21 protein-coding genes are annotated in these 22,101 nt (G+C 64.2%); 15 read left to right on the top strand and 6 right to left on the bottom strand.

All coding sequences use genetic code 11. The annotated features are described in order from the left end of the window. Positions 1-22 precede the first annotated feature (22 nt). The 3 genes from F3J14_RS03600 (at position 23) to F3J14_RS03590 (ending at position 2,736) form a co-directional block, all read left to right on the top strand. Positions 23-964, top strand: coding sequence for an ABC transporter substrate-binding protein (locus tag F3J14_RS03600; RefSeq protein ID WP_166721809.1), 942 nt, complete (start codon positions 23-25; stop codon positions 962-964). Positions 965-1,012: 48 nt separating this feature from the next. Continuing rightward, complete coding sequence (locus tag F3J14_RS03595; RefSeq protein WP_166721808.1) at positions 1,013-1,903, top strand: amidohydrolase family protein; 891 nt, start codon at positions 1,013-1,015, stop codon at positions 1,901-1,903. A 71-nt stretch (positions 1,904-1,974) separates the two neighbouring features. Next, a complete protein-coding gene (locus F3J14_RS03590; RefSeq protein WP_166721807.1) occupies positions 1,975-2,736 on the top strand; it encodes a FadR/GntR family transcriptional regulator in 762 nt (253 codons plus the stop codon). A 10-nt stretch (positions 2,737-2,746) separates the two neighbouring features. On the opposite strand, the gene F3J14_RS03585 is transcribed toward F3J14_RS03590, so the two are convergent. Then, entirely contained in the window at positions 2,747-3,988 is a 1,242-nt protein-coding gene (locus tag F3J14_RS03585) for an FAD-binding oxidoreductase (RefSeq protein ID WP_166721806.1), read from the bottom strand. Between the two features lie 215 nt (positions 3,989-4,203). On the opposite strand from F3J14_RS03585, the gene F3J14_RS03580 reads away from it, so the two are divergent. From F3J14_RS03580 to F3J14_RS03565, 4 genes are all read left to right on the top strand, one after another. Beyond that, entirely contained in the window at positions 4,204-4,971 is a 768-nt protein-coding gene (locus F3J14_RS03580) for an SMI1/KNR4 family protein (protein WP_166721805.1), read from the top strand. Positions 4,972-5,111: 140 nt separating this feature from the next. Then, complete coding sequence (locus F3J14_RS03575; protein WP_166721804.1) at positions 5,112-5,819, top strand: YfiR family protein; 708 nt, start codon at positions 5,112-5,114, stop codon at positions 5,817-5,819. Then, positions 5,816-7,084, top strand: a complete 1,269-nt coding sequence (locus F3J14_RS03570; protein ID WP_166721803.1) for a diguanylate cyclase — start codon at positions 5,816-5,818, stop codon at positions 7,082-7,084. Before F3J14_RS03575 ends, F3J14_RS03570 begins: the two co-directional genes overlap by 4 nt. An 84-nt stretch (positions 7,085-7,168) precedes the next feature. Further along, positions 7,169-7,678: an OmpA family protein gene (locus tag F3J14_RS03565; RefSeq protein ID WP_166721857.1), complete on the top strand. Its 510-nt coding sequence runs from the start codon at positions 7,169-7,171 to the stop codon at positions 7,676-7,678. A gap of 337 nt (positions 7,679-8,015) precedes the next feature. On the opposite strand, the gene F3J14_RS03560 is transcribed toward F3J14_RS03565, so the two are convergent. Together F3J14_RS03560 and F3J14_RS03555 are read right to left on the bottom strand one after the other, a co-directional pair. After that, complete coding sequence (locus tag F3J14_RS03560) at positions 8,016-9,572, bottom strand: hypothetical protein (protein ID WP_166721802.1); 1,557 nt, start codon at positions 9,570-9,572, stop codon at positions 8,016-8,018. Between the two features lie 559 nt (positions 9,573-10,131). Continuing rightward, positions 10,132-10,752, bottom strand: a complete 621-nt coding sequence (locus F3J14_RS03555; RefSeq protein ID WP_166721801.1) for a hypothetical protein — start codon at positions 10,750-10,752, stop codon at positions 10,132-10,134. A gap of 809 nt (positions 10,753-11,561) precedes the next feature. Here F3J14_RS03555 and F3J14_RS03550 point away from each other — a divergent pair. From F3J14_RS03550 to F3J14_RS03530, 5 genes are all read left to right on the top strand, one after another. Next, a complete protein-coding gene (locus tag F3J14_RS03550) occupies positions 11,562-12,680 on the top strand; it encodes a branched-chain amino acid ABC transporter substrate-binding protein (protein ID WP_166721800.1) in 1,119 nt (372 codons plus the stop codon). 172 nt (positions 12,681-12,852) lie between these two features. Next, positions 12,853-13,779 carry a high-affinity branched-chain amino acid ABC transporter permease LivH gene (livH, locus tag F3J14_RS03545; RefSeq protein ID WP_166721799.1) on the top strand — a complete coding sequence of 309 codons (927 nt, stop codon included), beginning with the start codon at positions 12,853-12,855 and terminating at the stop codon, positions 13,777-13,779. An 11-nt stretch (positions 13,780-13,790) separates the two neighbouring features. Further along, the gene (locus tag F3J14_RS03540) at positions 13,791-15,062 is read left to right on the top strand and encodes a high-affinity branched-chain amino acid ABC transporter permease LivM (protein ID WP_006749487.1); all 1,272 of its coding nucleotides are present in this window, start codon (positions 13,791-13,793) and stop codon (positions 15,060-15,062) included. Further along, on the top strand, positions 15,059-15,832 hold the full coding sequence (gene livG, locus F3J14_RS03535; RefSeq protein ID WP_166721798.1) for a high-affinity branched-chain amino acid ABC transporter ATP-binding protein LivG: 774 nt from the start codon (positions 15,059-15,061) through the stop codon (positions 15,830-15,832). Before F3J14_RS03540 ends, livG begins: the two co-directional genes overlap by 4 nt. Next, on the top strand, positions 15,832-16,533 hold the full coding sequence (locus F3J14_RS03530; RefSeq protein ID WP_011659407.1) for an ABC transporter ATP-binding protein: 702 nt from the start codon (positions 15,832-15,834) through the stop codon (positions 16,531-16,533). Before livG ends, F3J14_RS03530 begins: the two co-directional genes overlap by 1 nt. Before the next feature lie 148 nt (positions 16,534-16,681). Here the strand turns inward: F3J14_RS03530 and F3J14_RS03525 are convergent, their stop codons facing one another. The 3 genes from F3J14_RS03525 to F3J14_RS03515 all read right to left on the bottom strand — a co-directional run bounded on the left by F3J14_RS03525 (position 16,682) and on the right by F3J14_RS03515 (position 19,039). Further along, positions 16,682-17,089: a DUF2000 domain-containing protein gene (locus F3J14_RS03525; protein ID WP_138849408.1), complete on the bottom strand. Its 408-nt coding sequence runs from the start codon at positions 17,087-17,089 to the stop codon at positions 16,682-16,684. A 44-nt stretch (positions 17,090-17,133) separates the two neighbouring features. Then, positions 17,134-17,994 carry an AraC family transcriptional regulator gene (locus tag F3J14_RS03520; protein ID WP_166721797.1) on the bottom strand — a complete coding sequence of 287 codons (861 nt, stop codon included), beginning with the start codon at positions 17,992-17,994 and terminating at the stop codon, positions 17,134-17,136. A gap of 67 nt (positions 17,995-18,061) precedes the next feature. After that, complete coding sequence (locus F3J14_RS03515; protein WP_166721796.1) at positions 18,062-19,039, bottom strand: AraC family transcriptional regulator; 978 nt, start codon at positions 19,037-19,039, stop codon at positions 18,062-18,064. A gap of 45 nt (positions 19,040-19,084) precedes the next feature. Here F3J14_RS03515 and F3J14_RS03510 point away from each other — a divergent pair, with 45 nt between their 5' ends. The 3 genes from F3J14_RS03510 to F3J14_RS03500 all read left to right on the top strand — a co-directional run bounded on the left by F3J14_RS03510 (position 19,085) and on the right by F3J14_RS03500 (position 22,042). Next, entirely contained in the window at positions 19,085-19,834 is a 750-nt protein-coding gene (locus F3J14_RS03510; RefSeq protein WP_166721795.1) for an SDR family oxidoreductase, read from the top strand. Between the two features lie 419 nt (positions 19,835-20,253). Then, a complete protein-coding gene (locus F3J14_RS03505) occupies positions 20,254-20,802 on the top strand; it encodes a hypothetical protein (RefSeq protein WP_166721794.1) in 549 nt (182 codons plus the stop codon). A 157-nt stretch (positions 20,803-20,959) separates the two neighbouring features. After that, a complete protein-coding gene (locus tag F3J14_RS03500) occupies positions 20,960-22,042 on the top strand; it encodes a LuxR C-terminal-related transcriptional regulator (RefSeq protein ID WP_166721793.1) in 1,083 nt (360 codons plus the stop codon). Positions 22,043-22,101 lie beyond the last annotated feature (59 nt).

The raw sequence follows: 22,101 nt of genomic DNA, 5'->3' as shown, positions 1-22,101 counted from the left end.
ATACCAACCAAGGAGACGCGAAGTGATCAGGAGCAAGGTGTTGAACGCGATCGTCGGGCTGACGTTCGCCGTCGGCGTGACGGCCGGCGCGCAGGCGCAGGAAACCTACATCCCGCTGATCTCGAAGGGCTTCCAGCATCAGTTCTGGCAGGCCGTGAAAGCGGGCGCGACGCAGGCGGCGAAGGACTACAAGGTGAAGGTGACGTTCGAAGGCCCCGAAACCGAGGCGATGGTCGACAAGCAGATCGACATGCTGTCCGCCGCGATCGCGAAGAAGCCGGCTGCGCTCGGCTTCGCCGCGCTCGACAGCAAGGCCGCGCTGCCGCTCTTGAAGAAGGCGCAGGCCGAGAAGATCCCCGTGATCGCGTTCGACTCGGGCGTCGACAGCGACATCCCGGTGACGACGGCCGCGACCAACAACAAGGCCGCCGCATCGCTCGCCGCCGACAAGCTCGCCGCGCTGATCGGCGACGAAGGCGAGGTCGCCGTGGTCGCGCACGACCAGACGAGCCGCACCGGCATCGATCGCCGCGACGGCTTTCTCGAACGGATGAAGTCGGCGCACCCGAAGGTGCGGGTCGTGACCGTGCAGTACGGCGAAGGCGACCAGCTGAAGTCGACCGAGGTGACGAAGTCGATCCTGCAGGCGTATCCGAAGCTCAAGGGCCTGTTCGGCACCAACGAAGGCTCGGCGATCGGCGTCGTGAATGGCGTGCGCGAGATGAAGCGCAAGGTCGTGATCGTCGGCTACGATTCGGGCAAGCAGCAGAAGGACGCGATCCGCAGCGGGCTGATGGCCGGCGCGATCACGCAGAATCCGATCGGAATCGGCTACAAGACCGTCGAGGCGGCCGTGAAGGCGATCAAGGGCGAGAAGCTGCCGAAGGTCATCGATACCGGTTTCTACTGGTATGACAAGACCAATATCGACGACCCGAAGATCTCGGCGGTGTTGTACGACTGAGCGTGACGTGATGTGATGCCGCGTTCGAGGGCGAACCACGAGGACACCATGGGCGCAATGCGTATCGATTCCCATCAACACTTCTGGCGTTACCGCGCGGCCGACTATCCGTGGATCGGCCCCGGCATGGGCGTACTCGCCCGCGATTACCTGCCCGACGCGCTGTGGCCGCAGATGCATGCGCAGGCGCTCGGCGCGTCGATCGCGGTGCAGGCGCGCGCCGGACGCGACGAGACGTCGTTCCTGCTCGATCTCGCTCGCGACGATGCGCGCATCGCGGCGGTGGTCGGCTGGGAGGATCTCGGTGCGCCGGCGCTCGCCGAGCGCATCGCCGAATGGGGCAGCCCGAAGCTGCGCGGCTTTCGTCATCAGATGCAGGACGAAGCCGACGTCGGCGCGTTCGTCGCGGATCCCGCGTTCAATCGCGGCGTCGCGTGGCTGCAGGCGAACGGTTACGTGTACGACGTGCTCGTGTTCGAACGCCAGTTGCCCGACGTGCGCGCGTTCTGTGCACGGCACGATGCGCACTGGCTCGTGCTCGATCATGCGGGCAAGCCCGCGCTCGCCGAGTTCGACCGCGACGACACCGCGCTCGCACGCTGGCGTGCCGCGTTGCGCGAGCTGGGCGCGCTGCCGCATGTCGTGTGCAAGCTGTCGGGGCTCGTGACCGAGACGGACTGGCGGCGCGGCCTGCGCGGGCAGGACGTCCGGCACATCGAGCAATGCCTCGATGCGGCGCTCGACGCGTTCGGCCCGCAGCGGCTGATGTTCGGCTCGGACTGGCCCGTGTGCCTGCTCGCGGCGTCGTATGACGAAGTGGCGTCGCTGGTCGAGCGCTGGGCCGAAGCGCGGTTGTCGGCGGCCGAGCGCAACGCGTTGTGGGGCGGCACGGCCGAACGTTGCTATGCGGTGCCGGGCGACCCGAAGCCCGGCATATAAAATAGGCGCGAGCGGCCCGATGCTTCATTCGTCGGGCCGTCCGCAACGCAACCGCTTACCTGTATCAACGTATGTCCATCCAGCCGATTCAGAACCGCCGCCTCTACCAGCAGATCGCCGACAAGCTCAGCGCGATGATCGAGTCCGGCGATTTTCCGCCGGGCAGCTATCTGCCGCCCGAGCGCGAACTGGCCGAGCAGTTCGGCGTGTCGCGCACGTCGGTGCGCGAGGCGCTGATCGCGCTTGAAGTGAGCGGGCTCGTCAGCGTGCGTGTCGGCGACGGCGTGAAGGTGCGCCAACCCGAGGCGGCTGCCGCACCGGAACCGCGGCCCGAGACGAAGGTTGCGCCGTTTTCGATCGTCGAGATCGATCCGGAGCTCGGCATCGCGCTCGACCTCGATACCGAAATCCCGCCGTTCGCGCTGTTGCAGGCGCGCCGGCTGATCGAGCCGGAAGCCGCGGCGCTCGCGGCGAAACACGGCTCGGACGAGCAGATCGAAGGGATTCACGCGGCATTCCTGCGCAACCAGGAAGACAACCGCAGCGGCTCGCTCACGCATCCGGGCGACCGGCTGTTCCATATCCGTATCGCGGAAGCGAGCGACAACCCGGCTTATGCGCTGATGATCAAGCAGTTGCTCGCGCACAAGTACGACCTGATGTTCCAGCGCCTGCAGTCGCTGTACATGCCCAACGACATGCCGCACCGGTCGGAGCTGGAACACCGCGCGATCCTCGACGCGATCCGCGCACGCGACCCCGAGGCCGCGCGCCGCGCGATGGCCGAGCATCTCGACGAGGTGATCCGGATCTTCGGTCGCGCGCTCGACTGAGCGCGCGAACTCAGAAGCGGTCGGCGCGGTAGGGCGTCGGATCGGTGAACGGTGCTTCGCCCGTCATCATCTCGGCCAGCAGGCGGCCGGAGACGGGGCCGAGCGTGAGCCCGTGATGGTTGTGCCCGAACGAGAACCACAGCCCGCGATGCGCGGGCGCGGGACCGATCACCGGCCGCATGTCCGGCGTGCACGGCCGGAAGCCGAGCCACGGTTGCGGGTCGAGCCGTTCGCCGAAGCCGAACACCGGGCGCGCGACGCGTTCCGCGCGATCGAGCTGCACGCCTGTCGGCGGCAGGCCGCGCCGCGCGATCTCGACGCCGGTAGTCAGCCGCAATCCGCGCCGCATCGGCGCGATCACGTAGCCGTATTCGCGATCGACGATCGGCGCCGACGGCGCGCCGCGTTCGGAAGGCGCGTAGTGCATGTGATAGCCGCGCTTCTCGCGCAGCGGAATCTTGTAGCCGAACTTGCCGAACACCGTGTCGGACCACGGGCCGAGCGCGACGACCACGGCTGGCGCGGCGATCTTGCCTTGTTCCGTCGTGACCTGCCAGCCTGGCGACAAGGCGTCGAGGCTCGCGGCATCGCCGGTGAGCAGCGTGCCGCCGCCTTGCACGAAGAGTTGCGCGTAGGTTTTGACGAGCGCGGACGGATCGACGACGCTTTTCGGATCGAGCCAGTGGAGCGCACCGCAGAAGCCGGGCGCGAGGCTCGGTTCCTGCGCACGCAGTGCCGCGGCATCGAGCGGCGTGATGCCGAGCCCGTGGCGGCGCGCGGTGAGTCCCGCATCGGCGACCGCGCGTTCGAATGCGGCCGGCGTGCGGAACGCTTCCATCCAGCCGCTTGCACGCACCAGTTCCCCTGCGCCGGCACGCGCGATCAGCGCGTCGTGCTCGACGATGCAGCGCTCGATCAGCGGCAGCATGTCGCGCGACGCGGCTGCGTGACGCATCGGCGCCGATTCCCACCAGAAACGCGCGAGCCACGGCGCGAACGCGGGCAGCGACGTGCTGTGCCAGTAGAGATCGGTGGAGCGGTTCAGCGCGTAGCGCATCAGCGTGAACGGGCTGCGCGGAAATGGATACGGTTCGATCGACGAGCGCTCGATCAGCCCTGCGTTGCCGAAGCTCGTGCCTTCGCCGGGCGCGCCGCGGTCGACGAGGGCGACCTTGCGGCCGCGATCCTGCAGATGCAGCGCGGCGGAGACGCCGACGATGCCTGCGCCCAGAACGATTACGTCGAAATCCATCGTGTATTGGCCGTTAGCGGGGACGCTTGGCCGCGGAGCGGTGCGCGCGCCCTGGTTGGAGTGGCTCGAACCGCAAGGATACTCGCGGTGGGGCGGGGCACCAAGGGGGCGCGTCGTCGGCTCGGTGCGGGTGGCCCGTGCGTGGCGATTCGCGATCGCCCCGGTCATGCGGGACAGTAGAATGCGCGGGTTCCGACATTCAACGGTGACGCGCGATGATCGAGTGGTCCGCACACGCATACGCAGCGGAGTTGAAGCGCTTCGGGGTGACCGGCAGCGTGTGGCTCGCGGCGCATGAAATTCCGACCGGCGTCGAGGTGCCGCCGACGTGGCTCGCGTTGCTGACTGCTTCAGATGATCGGGTTGCCGACGAGCTCGTGCAGATGTGGGCAGGCGTCATCGATCGATTGCCGGCGATCGCGCAATTCTTTCGCGACAAGCTCGCGCGGCCGGCTGTGTTCCGCAGCGATGATGGCGGCGTCATGCTGCTGTATCCGTACACGGTCGAGTCCGGCGATCTGAATTTCTTCATCGGTTGCATGCCGCTCGGCGAGCGGGCGCCTGTCGACGAATCGTTCTGGTGCGCGCTGCCCGATGGTCTGCGATTGTTCTACGAGAACGTGCACGATGGCTGGACCTTCTTTCCCGCCAACTCGATGGGACCGATGCCGATCGGCGACCAGACTGCGCTGACCGACAAGCTCGACCTGACGCCCGACGAGACACGCAAGCTCGGCGTGAACCTGGATCTCGTGTGGACGATATTTCAGAACGGCAGCGGCGACTATCTGTGCCTGGATCTTCGCGACAGTGCCGGCGACGGCAGCGCAGCTGGACGCCTCTGGTGGCACGAGAATCCGACCGAAATCGAGCCGGTCGATTTCTGGGCGCTCATGAACGCGTGGTTCGAGATCTTCGTCGAGGAAGCCGACAAGCGGTGCGGGGGCCCGGGACGTACCCCGTCGTTTCTGCGTACCGTATGACGTTACTTGCGGGTGTATCCCACTGGTTTGGGATACGAATTTTTACCTAAGATGGAAGCAATCGTGCGCGTGAGACGGTGCTTGCATGCGCATGCAGGTAAGCGGTAGCACCGGGAACGACTGCAGCAGATGTTTCCATCATGGATGCGAGTGTGTGCGCGGCGGCTGCGAGTCATGCAGCCGTATCGACGCCAGCGTGCGCGGCGGCAATCGCTGCGTGTACGGCGTCCGGCCGGCCAGGCCGAGTCGCCACGTTACGCCACGCGTTCATCGCAATCGTTTGCGTTCTGAGCGGTGCGCCGGCCGTCCTCGCCGGGGCGTCTGGCGACACGGAAGAGCCGGGCGAAACCGTGCGAATCGCCGCCGCCGCGCCGGCCGTCAGTGCTGCCAGTCCCGTGATTTCTTCACACGACTCCGCCGTGCGCCAGGTCGTGCTCGGCATCGTCAGTTTCACGCGCTGGCCGTCGACACCCGTTCGTCTGCATTTGTGCGTGACCGGTCGCCCCAACTACGCGGCCGGCCTGACCGACACGTTGCAGGCAGGCTCGACCGCGCTCGACGTGCAGCGCGTGCGCTTCGACGATCCCGCGCTCGGCCTCGCGTGCGACGTCGTCTATCTCGGCACCCTGGGCGACGATGAACGAGCGCGGGTGAGAGCCGCGCTGGCGGGCCGCCCGGTGCTGACGATCGCCGAGCACGACGAGTCCTGCACCGCGGGTGCCATGTTCTGCCTCACGGTCGATGGCGAACGCGTCACGTTCGACATCAATCTCGATGCCGTCGCGCGCAGCGGTGTGCGCGTGCATCCGAACGTGCTCAATCTCGCGCGACGGCCGCTGACGCCATGACACGCTCCGCGCCCCCCATTTCATCTTCACGTGTGCCGCGCCCGACGCTGCAAAGCGTGCTGCGTCGCGCGCATTTGCGCCTGGCCTTCGTCGCGGTTGCGATGGCCGCCGTGTCGCTGATCGTCGTCGCCGTGATCGCGTTGCGCGCGTATGCCGGCAACAACCTGAACCTGCTGGCCCGCTCGCTCGGCTATACGGTCGAGGCGGCGCTCGTGTTCGGTGACCGCGTCGCGGCAAACGAGGCGATCGCAACCATCGCCCACGACGAGGATGTCGCGCAGGTGGTGGTCACCGATGCCAGAGGACAGCTGTTCGCCACCTGGAAGCTGCCCGCCGAAGACCGGATCGCCCGGCTCGAGCGCGGTGTCGCCGATCTCGCGTTGCCCGGGCCCGTGGCCATCCCGGTGATGCACGACGGCATCGTCGTCGGCCAGGTCATCGTGCGTGGCCGCGGGCATCAGTTCTTTGGATTCCTGCTCGGTGGCATCGGCGGCATTCTCGGCTGCCTGGTCGTCAGCGTGCTCGGCGCGTATGTCAGCTCGAAGCGTCTGCTGCGCAACATCGTTGCGCCGCTGCGCGCGCTCGCCGGCGTCGCGCATGCCGTGCGGCGCGAGCGTGCGTTCGGGCGGCGCGTCGAGCCCGCGGTGATCGCCGAGTTGAACCAGCTCGGCGACGACTTCAACGCGCTGCTCGACGAATTCGAAGACTGGCAGAACACGCTGCGCGACGAAAACGCATCGCTCGAACACAAGGCGACGCACGATGCGCTCACCGGGCTGCCCAACCGTGCGCAGTTCGAGTCGCGTCTGTCGGTGGCGCTTTGCGATGCCGTGGTGACGGGGCAGAGGGTCGCCATCCTGTATCTCGACTGCGACCGCTTCAAGGAGATCAACGACTGCCTCGGCCACGATGTCGGCGACGCAGTGCTGATCGGTGTCGCGGCGCGGTTGCGCACGCAGGTGCGCGAGACCGATCTGGTCGCGCGCCTGGGCGGCGACGAATTTGCGGTGATGCTGGGCACTGTGCGCGAAGTGGAAAGCGTGTGCCGGATCGCCGACGAGATTTTGTCCGGCATGGTGCCGTCGATCGAGCTGCCCGACGGACGCATGGTGGCCACCATGATGAGTGCCGGCGTGGCGCTGTATCCCGATCACGCGTCGGACGCGAACGGCTTGCTGCGGGCGGCGGATGCCGCGATGTACCGCGCCAAGCGTGCGCGGCCGGGGACGTGGCAGTTGGCGGAAGGCGTTGCCGGGCGGGTTTGATGTCTATCGTTTCGCGCTGCGGGCGAGGCCGCGGCGGCGGGATAAGAAGCGCACGCGGCGCGGGCGCATACGAAGGGGACGATGATGAAAAACTCGTTGCCGGTGAGCATTGGGAGGCTGTGCGTCGCAAGCGCGGTGCTGCTGTGTCTGCTGCTTGGCGGGTGCAAGACGCCGCCGCTTCATCGGGGGCTCACGCAGACGCAGGTCACGGCGCTGAAGTCGGCCGGGTTTCAGGAGACCGGGCAAGGGTTCGAGTTCGGGTCGAGCGGGCCGATTTTGTTCGATTTCGATCGGTATAACCTGAAGCCGGATGTGAGGCGGATCGTTGAGCGGATCGGGAGGACGTTGAAGTCAGCCGGAATCAATGGAGTGCGGGTTTATGGGTACTCCGATGATGAGGGGGAGGTGGCTTACGACCTGGAGTTGTCGCGGCGGCGGGCGGAGGTGGTGGCGATTGAACTGGTGGATGTGGGGCTGGACGGGAAGCAGATTGCGGTTATAGGGAAGGGGAAGAACGATCCGGTGGGGGATAACCGGACGCCAACCGGGCGGGCGCAGAATCGGCGGGCGGCGATTGTGGTTTCGCCGCGGTGAGGGGTGTTTAACGGGATATAAACGTCCCGCGATGTGTATCAGGTATTGGCGGTCGTAGCCGATCGTGTGTGGCTGGCAGTAACACGGCAGTCCAGCTAGTTCCGATTGGTCACGCACGGGAACGCCGGAGTACGTCCGGAAATTGATCGCAGACATTTTAATGCGTGACGCCTCCAGACTGTTCAACTCCGATGGGCCGGGGCATCAAGCGAGCCCACCCGCCAGGTTTCGAACGCGGTTTGGAAAGGCTCGCCAATGGTGCATATCAAGAGTCGACGGGGGCGTGACTCAGAGTGAAAGAATAAGTGCAGCTTGCCAAACCCCCTTGCAACATACTTCAGCTATCGACATCTCCTAGCAATGCTGCCTCAACGTTTTGAGGGGTTGCCTGAAGGAGCGATTCAAAATCAGATGGACCGAAAACGGGTGCCGAGCGCAATTTTTCCTTTGCCTCTCGATCAGAAAGGTCAAGCTCATTGAATCGGCCATCAAGCTTACGAAGATGGGCGTAGCAGCCTATGTCAATGGCGAACGCTTGGTATGTTCCGGCCTGAGATTTGTGAGTTATGGCGGCGCCAGCATTATGGATTATTCGATAATCAAGTAGGCGATTTATGAGCTGTCGAAAATCGTCTCTTTGTTGTAAGGATTGTTCGGAAATTACGAAGGCATTAGATTTCTTTGTTAGGCAGAATGTTCTGAGTGCGTAGATGCCACGCATTAGCACGTCTTGTTCGCCACCTTCGGAGTCCTGCTTTAATTCCTCGATGCGGCGTTCAAAATTGGACCGGCTCATGACTCTGACATCATCTTTGCCGATTCGGTCGCCGCCATTTTCACGAACAGTATTTAGAACCTCCAGAAACAATGACAAAGTATCTCTCGGAACACCACCGCCGGCCATCACGAGCCGATCAAACCCTTCCCCTTTGAAAAGCTGGTCGATTTGATTGGATTTTAGCCCTACCGATCTTCCAAATTCATGAAAAATTCTGCGGTTCTGATCGCGAGTTCGCGCAAAGTCCGTGAATGTGTAGTCGATATTGATAGGTTGATAATCATGGCGTTCTTGGGCGCCGATGGGTTGGCCGTCGCGATCAACGTATAGGGAAGATGCATGGCGCAGAGTGGCAACCTTGAAGTAGAGCGGTACGTCCTTGCAAAGGCGATGGATGTAATCCATCACGAACGGTTGGTCAATTTTCCTAAGATGATAAAGGTCATCGATTTGGAGAAATACAGATTTTACTGAGCTGGAGACGTGGAAGAACTCTCGAACTTGTTCTTTAAGGCGTGGAAGTAACATATCTAGTTCACGCAACTTATCGTTGCGGACTTTATAGTTTCTCTCGATCTCCGTTTTTGACTTATGAGCGGAGATTTCACCGATTTTTGCAGTAATTGGTGTGCTCGAAATCCCAAGTGACACTTCATCAGACGTGTTTTGCTCCGCGCTACTTGTGCTCCGAACAGACTCTTCGCTCGAGTCTTCGGAAACTCTGAGCTTAGAGAGTTCTCCGCGAATTTGCTTTACTAGGTCCCGTGATCGCTTTTTTCTACCAAACCATCCAGTGAGATGTCTTTCGAGCTCGCCGAACAGTGCGTCGAGAATTTCAATTAGGACATTTGGAAATGAATGCCTTTTGAAATCTTCGCAATTCAAATAGACCGCGCGGACGGAGTCATCAACGGATCGACTCGAATGATGAAGAAGGAGAGTTTTTCCGCAACCGCGCCGCGCAAAAATGGCGTGATTTTGCCTTGCACAGACGTCACCTACGATGTTGCTGGCATCGATATATGGAACGGCTTCGGAACTATCGCGCTGAATACGAAGGCTTTCGGTAATTTTTTGCCGAAGCGCGATAAGTTTTTTTTCGTCTGGACTCGTCAAGAGATTCTCCTGGGATGGAAGTCACGGCCTAACGCAAATTTGACCCTATTTTGGCATAGTGTACCGTGTAACGATACTTGCCACCAACGCTGACTAGGACCGGCCCACTGTAGCAAGCTGATGGGACGTACTGCGGGCTGGTTGGGAAACGGTACTAGCCGATCCCGGAATGCCCCGTTGTGCAGTGGCGCGTTACACCGAACCTTCCACAAACCGTCTCCGGTGAAGGTTCCACAGTGCTGAAGCCTCCCCCAATTATTTTTCGCGTTAAGCACGCGAGTCCTTCTTTGCCTTGTCGGCGTTTGTTGAACCTTGTCAGAATGTGTTACCACGGTCATCAATCTCGACCAATACGTCATAAGCGTTGTTGGAATGGTCTTCTTGTAATAGCGAACATCACCTGTCGTGGAATCGTTAAAATCAGCAACGGATTGGCCCGCGTCCTCTTCTGAAAGCGCAGGTGCCTTCAACTGACCGAGAGTGAATGCTCTGCGGCGTCCGCTTGGGCAGCTGCGTTGGCACTGCGTAGGGCAGCGGCGGCCACTGGCCACCAAACCTATCACCAAGCGATATTGCAAGACGACCGCGCCGTCCCCGCGCCACCGGTAGCTGTGCAATGCGAACCCGCGCCGTCGTCATAGAACGTCCGCGTCTCCGGTTGCGGCACCGACGGATCGTACGGATTAGGCGCACCGTGCGGACCGCGCGCGGCATCGAAAGGTCGCGTCGGCGCATACGGTTTGCCGCCGCCAGGAGCGTGTGACCCACTGGCCCGCAGATATTCATTCCAGTTCAGTTCACGCTGTTCGTGCCCGGGCAACGCCCGCCCGAAGCTATCGCTCCCACCCGCACCGAGTTCGACGCGATTCGAAGACCATACGGAATTGCCGGACTCGTGTTCATCCGAAGACTGCGGCGCAAGCGTATCGCCCGAAACCCGCAACGGCCGCGTATCCGGCATATTGAACGGACTACGTTCGACTGGCGCTGCGTACTTCACACGCCGTGTCGTCCGCGCCACACGCCCATCATCCCGAGCCACAATCCGACGTTCGGAACGAAACACATTGGCACCGCCCGGGTGCTCGACCAGCGAATCGCGGCCCGAAGCGTCGGCGGTAGAAACAGAAAGCGCACAAGCAAGCGCAGCGGCAGAAGAAAAGCGAAGAGGATGATTCATCGGGCTCCGAACCAGCTGATAGGCGATGGGAAAAAACGGCAGATCACTGGCTGGCGGCTCGGCGACGGATGGGCGTCGAAGCGGCCCTGAAGCGACTACGAGGCGCGGCGGACGCGACACGCAGGAAGGCTGGCTGGATTGCAGAAGCGAGCTCGAATTATTTCATAAAAATAACAATAAGCTTTCGTGAGCGGCGAAAGCGTCAGCATACGGAAGGATTCGCCGCCCCAACCCAACGCCCCGCAACGGTGCAGGTCAGTGCAATCATCAGTCGATTGGTTTAAATAGTTCGACCCTATAAAACCAAAAGGTCGCTCGCCGCCCACCCGAAAATCTCCGCATGCCTTATCCCACAAGCCGCAACGCCACCTACCCACCCAAAATCGCAACCCAATTGCACCCACCGCAAACGTTGGCACCCCCACCAAGTTGCGCCCGAATCGCCACCCGCCACCCGGCAAGTTTCTCCGTGTTTTCCCTCATAACACCGGCATTTTTGACAGACGATTTAAAAACGCCCATATAATTTCGGCTGCCTTGCCAATGGCTGTCGGACCATCCCTCCGAACGAGCAATTTGGCAAGCGGGGCAGGCGAAACGCTTGCGCAATGCAAGACGCATCACGATGTCTTTCCGAACCAGACGTCCCCTTCGGGGACTGCAAGAGCCGGGCCCCGCTACGCATCATCCATCCGCAGGTCCGTCTTCATGTGTCTCGGGCGTGTCCCATGTCCTCGCCCCGGGTGCTGTTCGATTGCGCAAGTCATGCCGCCTTTGCCCGTATGACTAACAACATCGAGGAGCTCCTGATGACGCTGTCCCGTCTTACGTCCATTTCCGTCGCCGCCGTGCTGTTCGCCGCCGGCGCCGCCGCCGCGCAAGCGGAAACCGTGAAGATCGCCATCGCTGGTCCGATGAGCGGTTCGGTCGCCCAATACGGCGACATGGTGAAGGCCGGTGCGCTGACCGCGATCGAACAGATCAACGCGGCAGGCGGTGCGGGCGGCAACAAGTTTGAAGTCGTGATGATGGACGACGCTTGCGAACCGAAGCAGGCCGTCGCCGTCGCCAACAAGATCGTCAGCCAGAAGATCAAGTACGTGATCGGCCACGTGTGCTCGGGTTCGACGATCCCCGCATCCGACATCTACGAAAACGAAGGCATCGTGATGGTCACGCCGTCGGCCACCGCGCCGCAGCTGACGGAAGGCAAGAAGCGCCACTTCATCTTCCGCACGATCGGCCGTGACGACCAGCAAGGCCCGGCCGCCGCGCACTACATCATCAACAACGTGAAGCCGAAGAAGGTCGCGATCCTGCACGACAAGCAGTCGTACGGCCAGGGCATCGCATCGTCGGTGAAGAAGGACCTCGAAGGCGCGAAGATCCCGGTCGTCCTGTTCGAAGGCGTCAACGCCGGCGATTCGGACTACTCGGCGATCATCACGAAGCTGAAGTCGCAAGGCGTCGACTTCGTCTACTTCGGCGGCTACCACCCGGAAATGGGCCTGCTGATGCGCCAGGCGCGCGAGCAGGGCGTGAAGGCAACGTTCATGGGACCTGAAGGCGTGGGCAACAAGGACGTGACGGCGATCGCCGGCCCGGCTTCGGAAGGCATGCTCGTCACGCTGCCGGCCGACTTCTCGGCCGACCCGTCCAACGCAGGCCTCGTGAAGGCGTTCGCGGACAAGAAGCGCGACGCGAACGGCCCGTTCCAGATGCCGTCGTACGCAGCGGTGAAGATCATCGCCGATTCGATCGCGGGAGCGAAGACGACGGACCCGACGAAGGTCGCCGCGTACATGCACAAGACGACGTTCGACACGCCGATCGGCAAGGTCGCGTATGACGCACAGGGCGACCTGAAGTCGTTCAAGTTCGTCGTCTACACGTGGCACAAGGACGCGACGAAGACCGCCGCCCGGTAATACGGAGTACCCGCCCCGCGCACCGCTCTGCCCGTCACCCGGGCAGGGCGCGTGCGCATTTGGCCGTTGCGCGGCCAAGGGGCGGCCCGAGACGACACCGTGCGTTGCGCGCGGCCGAACGCCGTGATCCGGCGACGGCATGCGACCCAGCGCCAACGGGAGCTTCCCGCACATGACTGACTTCTTTCCTCAATTCGCCCAGCAACTGGTCAACGGCCTGACGCTGGGTGCGATCTATGCGCTGATCGCCATCGGCTATTCGATGGTCTACGGCATCATCGGCATGATCAACTTCGCTCACGGCGAGATCTACATGATCGGCGCGTACGTGGGCCTCGTTACCCTCACCGCCATCGGCATCTCCGCCGGCTATCCGCTGCCGCTCGTGCTCGGGGCCGCACTGATCGTGTCGGTGATCGTCACGGGCCTGTACGGCTTCGCGGTCGAGCGCGTCGCGTATCGCCCGCTGCGCGGCGGCCCACGCCTCGTGCCGCTGATCTCCGCGATCGGCATGTCGATCTTCCTGCAGAACTACGTGCAGATCGGCCAGGGGGCGCGCGACGTGTCCGTGCCGGTGCTGATCTCCGGCGCGTTCGAGATCCATCTCGGCGGCGACTTCAACGTGACGATTCCGTATGCGCGTCTCTTGATCGTCTGCGTGACGCTCGTGCTGATGATCGCGCTTACGCTGTTCATCTCGCATTCGCGGATGGGCCGTGCGTGCCGCGCGTGCGCCGAGGACATGAAGATGGCGAACCTGCTCGGCATCGACACGAACCGCGTGATCTCGTTCACGTTCGTGCTCGGCGCGATGCTGGCCGCCGTCGGCGGCGTGCTGATCGGGCTGACGATCGGCAAGCTGAATCCGTACATCGGCTTCGTTGCGGGCATCAAGGCGTTCACCGCCGCGGTGCTCGGCGGGATCGGCAGCATCCCGGGCGCGATGCTCGGCGGCGTGCTGCTGGGCCTCGCGGAAACCTTCGCAGCAGGCTACATGCCGGCCGAGTACAAGGACGTGGTGGCGTTCGGCCTGCTCGTGCTGATCCTGCTCTTCCGCCCGACTGGCCTGCTCGGCAAGTCGGACATCGAAAAGGTCTAAGGGAGACGCAGATGAGTCAAGTCATTTCCGTTCGCCGTCCGGCCGCCGACGCTTCGGTCAGCCAGGCGCTGAAGAACGCCGTGGCCGCCGCGTTCCTGACGGCGATCCTCACGATTCCGGTGCTCGGGCTGCAGCTGAAGCTCGACGGCTATCAGGTGGTGCTGACGCCGCACTGGCGCCCGGTGTGGATCGCGGTCGCGGCCGTGTTCCTGTTCCAGCTGTTCAAGCCGTGGCTCGTGCGCGCGAAATCGGCGGTGAAGCTGCCGGCGCTGCCCGCGATGGGCGCGCAGCAGCAGCGCGTGGTCATCTGGGTGCTGCTCGCGGTCGGGCTCGTGTGGCCGTTCTTCGGCTCGCGCGGCGCGGTGGACGTCGCGACGCTCGCGCTGATCTACGTGATCCTCGGCCTCGGGCTGAACATCGTGGTCGGTTTCGCGGGCCTGCTGGATCTCGGCTATGTCGGGTTCTACGCGGTTGGCGGCTACACGTACGCGATGCTGAACCAGTATTTCGGGCTGTCGTTCTGGGAGTGCCTGCCGATCGCGGCGATCGCGGCGGCGACGTTCGGCTTCCTGCTCGGCTTCCCGGTGCTGCGCCTGCGCGGCGACTATCTCGCGATCGTCACGCTCGGCTTCGGTGAAATCATCCGCCTGCTCGCGAACAACCTGACGAGCCTCACGGGCGGCCCGGACGGCATCTCGAGCATTCCGAAGCCGACGGTGTTCGGCTTCGAGATGGCGCGCTCGGCGAGCGTCGAAGGCGCGAAGACTTTCCATGAACTGATCGGGCTGGAGTACAGCGGCGAGCACATGGTGATCTTCCTGTACCTGATCGCGCTGGTGCTGGTCGGCTTCACGCTGTTCGTGACGAGCCGCCTGATCCGCATGCCGATGGGCCGTGCGTGGGAAGCGCTGCGCGACGACGAGATCGCGTGCCGCTCGCTGGGCCTCAACCCGACGCGCATCAAGCTGTCGGCGTTCACGCTCGGCGCGGCGTTCGCGGGTATCGGCGGCGCGTTCTTCGCGGCGCGTCAGGGCCTCGTGAATCCTGAATCGTTCACCTTCATCGAATCGGCGCTGATTCTCGCGATCGTCGTGCTCGGCGGGATGGGCTCGCAGCTCGGCGTGATTCTCGCGGCGATCCTGCTGACCGTGCTGCCGGAAGTCGCGCGCGGCTTCGCCGAGTACCGGATGCTGATCTTCGGTCTGGTGATGGTGTTGATGATGATGTGGCGTCCGCAGGGCCTGCTGCCCGCGAGCCGTCCCCACGTGGAGCTGCCGCAATGAGCGCGAATGCAGAACTGTTGAAGGTCGCCGGGCTGCAGATGCGCTTCGGCGGATTGCTCGCGGTGGACGGCATCGATTTCGACGTGCGCCGTAACGAGGTGTTCGCGATCATCGGGCCGAACGGAGCAGGCAAGACCACGGTGTTCAACTGCGTCGGCGGCTTCTACAAGCCGACCGGCGGCGACGTCGTGCTCGACGGCCACGCGATCGGCGGGCTGCCGAGCCACAAGATCGCGTTGAAGGGCCTGGTGCGCACGTTCCAGAACATCCGCCTGTTCAAGTCGCTGACGGTCGTCGAGAACCTGCTCGTCGCGCAGCATCGCAAGGTGAAGGCCGGGCTGCTGCCGGGCCTGTTCTCGACGCCCGCGTACCGCCGCGCCGAGAAGGAAGCGCTCGAACGCGCGGCCGTGTGGCTCGACCGGATGGGGCTGAGGTCGGTCGCCAACCGGCCGGCCGGCACGCTGTCGTACGGGCACCAGCGGCGTCTGGAGATCGCGCGCTGCATGATCACCGAGCCGCGTCTGCTGATGCTCGACGAGCCGGCGGCCGGTCTCAACCCGCAGGAAAAGATCGAGCTGCAGCACCTGATCGACAAGCTGCGCCATGAGTTCGGCGTGTCGGTGCTGCTGATCGAACACGACATGAGCCTCGTGATGGGCGTATCGGACCGTATTCTCGTGATGGAGCACGGGCGGCCGATCGTGATCGGCACGCCGGAAGCGGTCCGCAACGACCCGCGCGTGATCAAGGCGTATCTGGGGGAAGAGTGATGCTGAAGCTGGAACAGGTCCATACGCACTACGGCGCGGTCGAGGCGCTCGCGGGCGTGTCGATCGAGGTGAAGAAGGGCGAGATCGTCACGCTGATCGGCAGCAACGGCGCCGGCAAGACGACGCTGATGATGACCGTGTGCGGCACGCCGCGCGCATCGTCGGGCCGCGTGCTGTTCGAGGGCAACGACATCACCGCGATGTCGACGCACCAAATCATGCGGCAGGGGATGGCGATCTCGCCGGAAGGGCGGCGCGTGTTTCCGAGCCTGACGGTGCTCGAGAACCTGAAGATGGGCGGCTTCTTCGCGAGCCGTCACGAGATCGACGACGGCATCGAGCACGTGTTCAAGTTGTTTCCGCGCCTGAAGGAGCGCGCGACGCAGCGGGCCGGCACGATGTCGGGCGGCGAACAGCAGATGCTGGCGATCGGCCGCGCATTGATGAGCAAGCCGCGTCTGCTGCTGCTCGACGAGCCGACGCTCGGCCTCGCGCCGCTCGTGATCGCGCAGATCTTCGACATCATCCGGACGATTCGCGACGAAGGTGTCACGGTGTTCCTGGTCGAGCAGAACGCGAACAAGGCGCTCGGTGTGGCCGATCGCGGCTACGTGCTCGAAACGGGGCGCGTGGTGCTGGCCGACACGGGCGCGAACCTGCTCGCGAACGACCGGATCAAGCAAGCCTACCTCGGCGGTTGATGAGGAAAGCCGCCGGCCTGCAACGGGCCGGCGGCGGAGCCGATGCTTTTGCCGACTGAATTACGGACTGAAGAAAGCTGCGACCGATTTTGCTTTCGATCGTCGCTCAATTCGGACTACATCTGAAAGCGGCCGCGTTGCGGCGCGTTCACGCGTGCAACGCCAGCCCTTTCACGGCCTTGTCCACGGCCTTCTTCGGTCCGTGCAGAGCCAGCCCGACCAGATCCAGATTCTCCGCATCCCCGGCGCGAAACACTTCGCGGTTGGCCGCGTCGTGCCCGGTCGAAAACATCGCATGCACGTACGGCACGATCGTCAGTTCGCGCGACAGCGCCTGCCGGTGTGCGGCCTGCAGCCCGTTCAAGTCGGACGCGAACACCAGCATCGGCTGGCCCAGCATGCGTCCGTAGCGGCGGCCCGCTGCATCCTCGTAAGGCTCGCCGAGCGCGTCGGGCGCTTCGGCCGCGACGCCCGTCGCGAGAAACGCGACGACATTGAGTTTCTGCCACGCCGCGAGATCGTCGCGCACGATCAGCGCTACCTTGGTATCGATCATGATTGCTCCTCGTTGAAGCACGCATGATCGGATGTCGCGCGCGCTTAGTCTGGAACGTTTGTGCTCAGGTGCCGGTACGCAGCCGGCGTGATCCGGTACGCGCGGCGGAACCAGCGGCCCAGGTGGCTCTGGTCGGCGAAGCCGACGTCCGCGGCCGCCTGGGCGGGCGTGCGGCCGGCCGCCAGCAGCCGGCGCGCGGCGCGCAGCCGCAAGCGCACCAGGTACGCGTGCGGCGAGGTGCCGTACGCGCGCTGGAACAGCCGCGTCAAGCGGAACCGGTCGATCCCGGCGGCGCCGGCCAGCTCGTCGAGGCCGAGATTGCCATCCATGTGCGCATGCAGCAGATCGCGCACACGCGCGATCGCCGGCGGCACGACGCCGCTTTCCAGCGCGAGCGGGATGCCACGCAGTTCGCCGCCGAGCCGCGTCAGCAGGCGGTCGAGCGTCTGATCGCGCGCGAGCCGGCCTTCGTTGCCGTGGATCGCGAGAAACGCGTGCCGGATCGCCTCGACGAGGCCGCGATCGTCGACGAGCGTATGGCCGAACGCGGCTTCGACGCTGCCGAGGCCCGGCAGGTCCAGCCGGCGCGCCGCGCGTTCGACCCAGGCTTGCGGCAGGTACAGCATCCCGTAGGTGAAGCCGCCCGCTTCGGGCGCATGGCCGTCGTGCATCGCGCCGGGCTCGATCAGGATCGCGCGGCCCGGCACGCTCGTATGCAGCGAACGGTGGCACTGGAAACGCTGCACGCCCTGCTCGGTGAAGCCGACCAGCATGTCGTCGTGATCGTGCGCATCGTACGCATGGCCGTTGAAATGCGCGTGCAGGCTTTCGATGCCGGTTTCCGCATCGCGCCGCGCGACGAGCCAGTGGTCGCGCGTGTCGGGATTCTTTGCCGCTGTCGTCATCGCCTGCCTCGCGCGTCGTCGTTGCGTGACCGGTAGTGTACGCAGGTCGCGGGATGGCGGTTGCGGGTCATGCGTCGCTCGCCGCCGCGCGTTCGTCACGCGCATATTGCGCGGGCGGCCGGCCCACGTGCCGCGTGAACGCGACGCTGAAGGTGCTCGCGGAACTGTAGCCGACGCGCCCGGCGATCTCCGCGATGCGCCCCTCGTCGCGGCGCAGCAGGTTTTTCGCGAGCGCCATGCGCCAGGTGAGCAGGTATTCCATCGGCGCGACGCCGACCGCGCGGCTGAAGCGTTCGAAGAAGGTCGAACGCGACAGCGCCGCTTCCTTCGCGAGCTCGACGACCGTCCACGGGTGCGCGGGGCGTTCGTGCATCCCGCGGATCGCGGCGGCGAGACGGCTGTCGGCGAGACCGCGCACGAGGCCGGGCGATGCGCCCGTGTCTGCCGAAAACCGCAATGCCTCGATCAGCAGCACTTCCACGAGGCGCGACAGCACGAGTTCGCGCGCCGGCCGCTGCGCACGCGATTCGTCCCGCACCAGTTGCACGAGCGTGGTGAGGCGCGGTTCGCCGCGCACGTGCACGTATTGCGGCAGCAGCGACACCAGCAGCGCCGCGTCTGGCGAACTGAAGCTGCAGTGGCCGGCCATCATGCGCGCGTCGACCGCGCGGCTCGCATCGCCGATTCGGTATTCGCCGTTGTCGAGCACGACCGGCGCGGCCGTTTCGACGCCCGGCGGCGGCAGCTCGAGACTGGATATCGCGACGCCGTAGGCCGCCGGAATCAGCACGAAATCGCCGGGCAGCAGCGCGATCGGCGGATGCCCGTCGATCGCGACCTGGCACCCGCCTTCCAGGACCACGCAATAGAACGGCTCGCCCGCGACCGTCCGGCTGATGCGCCAGGGGCTCGCGCCATGAACGAGTTTGGAATACCGCGTGCTCGGCTGCAGCAGCGTCACGACCTCGGCTAGCGGATCGATCATCGCCGGACTCTCGCAAAAGAAAATCGGATTTTCGATTGTAGCGAATACGGATGCGGCCATCTATCGTACGAACACATGCCCAACACGTCACAGGAGTGAGTTCGCATGAAGACCGTATTGATCACCGGCTGTTCCTCCGGCTTCGGCCTCGAGATTGCCCGCTATTTCCTGGCCCGCGACTGGCAGGTCGTCGCGACGATGCGCACGCCGCGCGAGGACGTCCTGCCGCCGTCGGAGCACCTGCGCGTGCTGGCGCTCGATGTCACGAACCCCGACAGCATCCGCGCGGCGATCGATGCCGCCGGCCCGATCGACGTGCTCGTCAACAATGCGGGTTTCGGCGCGGCCGCGCCGGCCGAGCTGATGCCGCTCGACACCGTGCGCGCGCTGTTCGAGACCAACACGATCGGCACGATCGCGGTGACGGAAGCCGTGCTGCCGCAGTTGCGCCAGCGCGGGGCCGGCGTCGTCGTGAACGTCACGTCGAGCGTCACGCTGAAGGTGCTGCCGCTGGTCGCCGCCTATCGCGCCAGCAAGGCGGCGGTCAATGCGTACACCGAATCGATGGCGCTCGAACTCGAGCCGTTCGGCGTGCGCGCGCGTCTCGTGCTGCCGGGCCGTGCACCGGACACGCGTTTTGCCGACAACGCGCGCGTGCACATGCACGGCTTCGAGCACGAGGCTTATGCGGAATTTGCCGCGGCGGCCTTTACGCGCATGGTCGACGAATCCGCGCCGATTACGCATGCGCGGGACGTCGCCGAAGCCGTGTGGCGTGCGGCGACCGATCCGTCGTGCCCGATGCGCATCCCGGCCGGCGCCGATGCCGAAGCATGGGCGGCCGAAGCAGGCTGAGGCTCGCCGACATGGGCGCGAACCTGCTCGCCAACGACCGGATCAAACAGGCTTGTTTGCGCGAGTGATGCAGGATGCCGCCGGCCTGCAACGGGCCGGCCGCGCGATGGCCTGCACGTCCGTGCATGTATCACGGACGGATGCGGTCCGTGCTTTTCAGCATGTCGCGCTCGGCATGAAAAAACGCCGGGAGCGCTACTGCTCGCCGTCTATCCGTCGGCCGTGCATGGTCGCGCCGTCGCTACTCCACCCGATACACGGGCGACCATGCCGCGCCGGACACCCACTGCTACTGGCCGCCGCCATACAGCTCGTTGAGACGCTGGAGGTCCCCCGACTTCTGCATACGCAAGTATTCCTCCTTGACTTGCGCGCGCGTGAGCCCGGTCGGCCCACCCGCCTGGGAACCGGCGCTGGGCATGCTGCCCATCGACGTCGCGCTGATCGCCGAGTCGGACGACTTGCTCGACGCTGCCGCGGCGCCATCGTCCTGCGCCCGGGTGAGACCTGACGCACCCAATACACAAATGACGGCCAGTGCCGCCTTGTACATGCCCTTCATCGTGGCACCTCACATGAAAAAGCGATGCGACAACAATGACGCGCGGATTACGCATCGTCCGCGTATGTCGACACGCCGCGTGCGTGCGGCTGCTTTCGGCGCGCTCACCTGCATCGTGACGCGCGACGTGCCGGCAGCCGTGGTCGACAGGCCTGCGCCTGTCTACGCCCGCACGCGTAACGTCGATCCTCTCCCGGCAATTCCCACGGCTTTCCGACGATTGACGCATCGGCATGCGCAGATTCGCGCCATGGTTCTGTCGCGCGTGGCGAGTCGTTTTGTGCGCGTTTTACTCGCGCATCGCGAATCGGATCATTCCGCCGCAATTGCATCGCGCCGGACAAATCCCGCATGCCGAACGCAGCAGTGGGTTCGTCACGCAAACGCAGCCGGAATGGCGGAATGATAGAGCCCACATGTCGGATTAACGCCCTCTTGAAAGGGGGCAATTGCCGTCTTTGTCATGTGGGATGGCTAAACTGACAGGCATCGCGGAACGTGTGCAGTCGAGCGTCTCGCCCCGGCCCGCGAGCGAATCCGGTGCATGTTCGAGGAGCGCATTCATGTCTGACAAACACGCCGCGCTTGCGAGTCATATTCGTCGGCTCTGTTCGCTTGCCGTCGAGCCGCGCCTCGTCATTCCTCATGTGATTGAGGCGACCCGGCACATCGTCGGTGCCGATTGGGGCATGTTCATATATGCCGACGAGCACTACGCGGTGTCGGACGTGTGCAGCGAAAACGATGTGGTCTACACGTTATTGCCGGCGTATTTCGCGAACATTCACAACTCTTCCTGTCATGAGGTGCTGGGCATCACGTTTTCCGATGCGATGCGCCGCGGGCGCGGTTTCGACAACAGCGCGCACTACGATGATGCATTGCTGTCGAGCGAGATGTATGCGGACCTGTGGCGGCCGATGTCGATGCGCCACTGCCTTGAGCTGACCGCGACGGACGGCACGCGCGGCTGGGGCAGCCTCCTGCTGTCGCGCGCATCAGGCGGCCGTCCGTTCTCGGAAAAGAACCATCGCGACATCGAACCCGTGGCACGGCATCTTGCCCATGCGCTGTCGCGGCCCGTGCAGCCAACGCTTCACGAATCGGAATGCAGCCAGTCCGCGGTCATGGTGGTCGATGACGATGGCCGGCTCCTGCTGCACAACACCGACAGCATCCGGATGCTGTCGCTCGCGACCGGCGAGCCGCTCGCGTTCTACCATCACGAACGCTTGCCGGACTGGCTCGCGCCGCTGCGGTCGAACATCAACCGGATCTGGCTCGGCTACCCGGCGCCACCCGCGATGCTCGAGCGTCGCAACGATGCGGGGCGTTTCCGCTTCAAGGCCTATCGATGTACCCACGAGGTCGCGTTGCAACGCGATGCCGCGATCGTGATCTATATCGAACACTTTCCGCCGCTCAGGCTGATGGTCGAACGACTCGGTTTCGCGTTCGGCCTGACCGAGCGACAACGCGAACTCTGTGTGCAACTCGTGCTGGGCCGCTCGCACAGCGAGATCGCGCGTGACTTCGCGCTGCGCGACAGCACGGTCGTCGATCATGTTCGCAAGATCTATCGCCGGCTCAACGTACACAACCATGACGAATTGCGCAGCGTGTTTCGGGCCGGGAGGCTTGACTAGGTTTCGAGGCGCGCGGCGCGGCACGCCTGGTCCTGCTCGAATCTTGCCGCGCGCTGGTT

This window comes from Burkholderia sp. Tr-862 (assembly GCF_011753085.1).
GTDB lineage: Bacteria > Pseudomonadota > Gammaproteobacteria > Burkholderiales > Burkholderiaceae > Burkholderia > Burkholderia ambifaria.
Note: the sequence above shows the minus strand (reverse complement) of the source record. Positions and strands in the feature narration are given on the sequence as shown.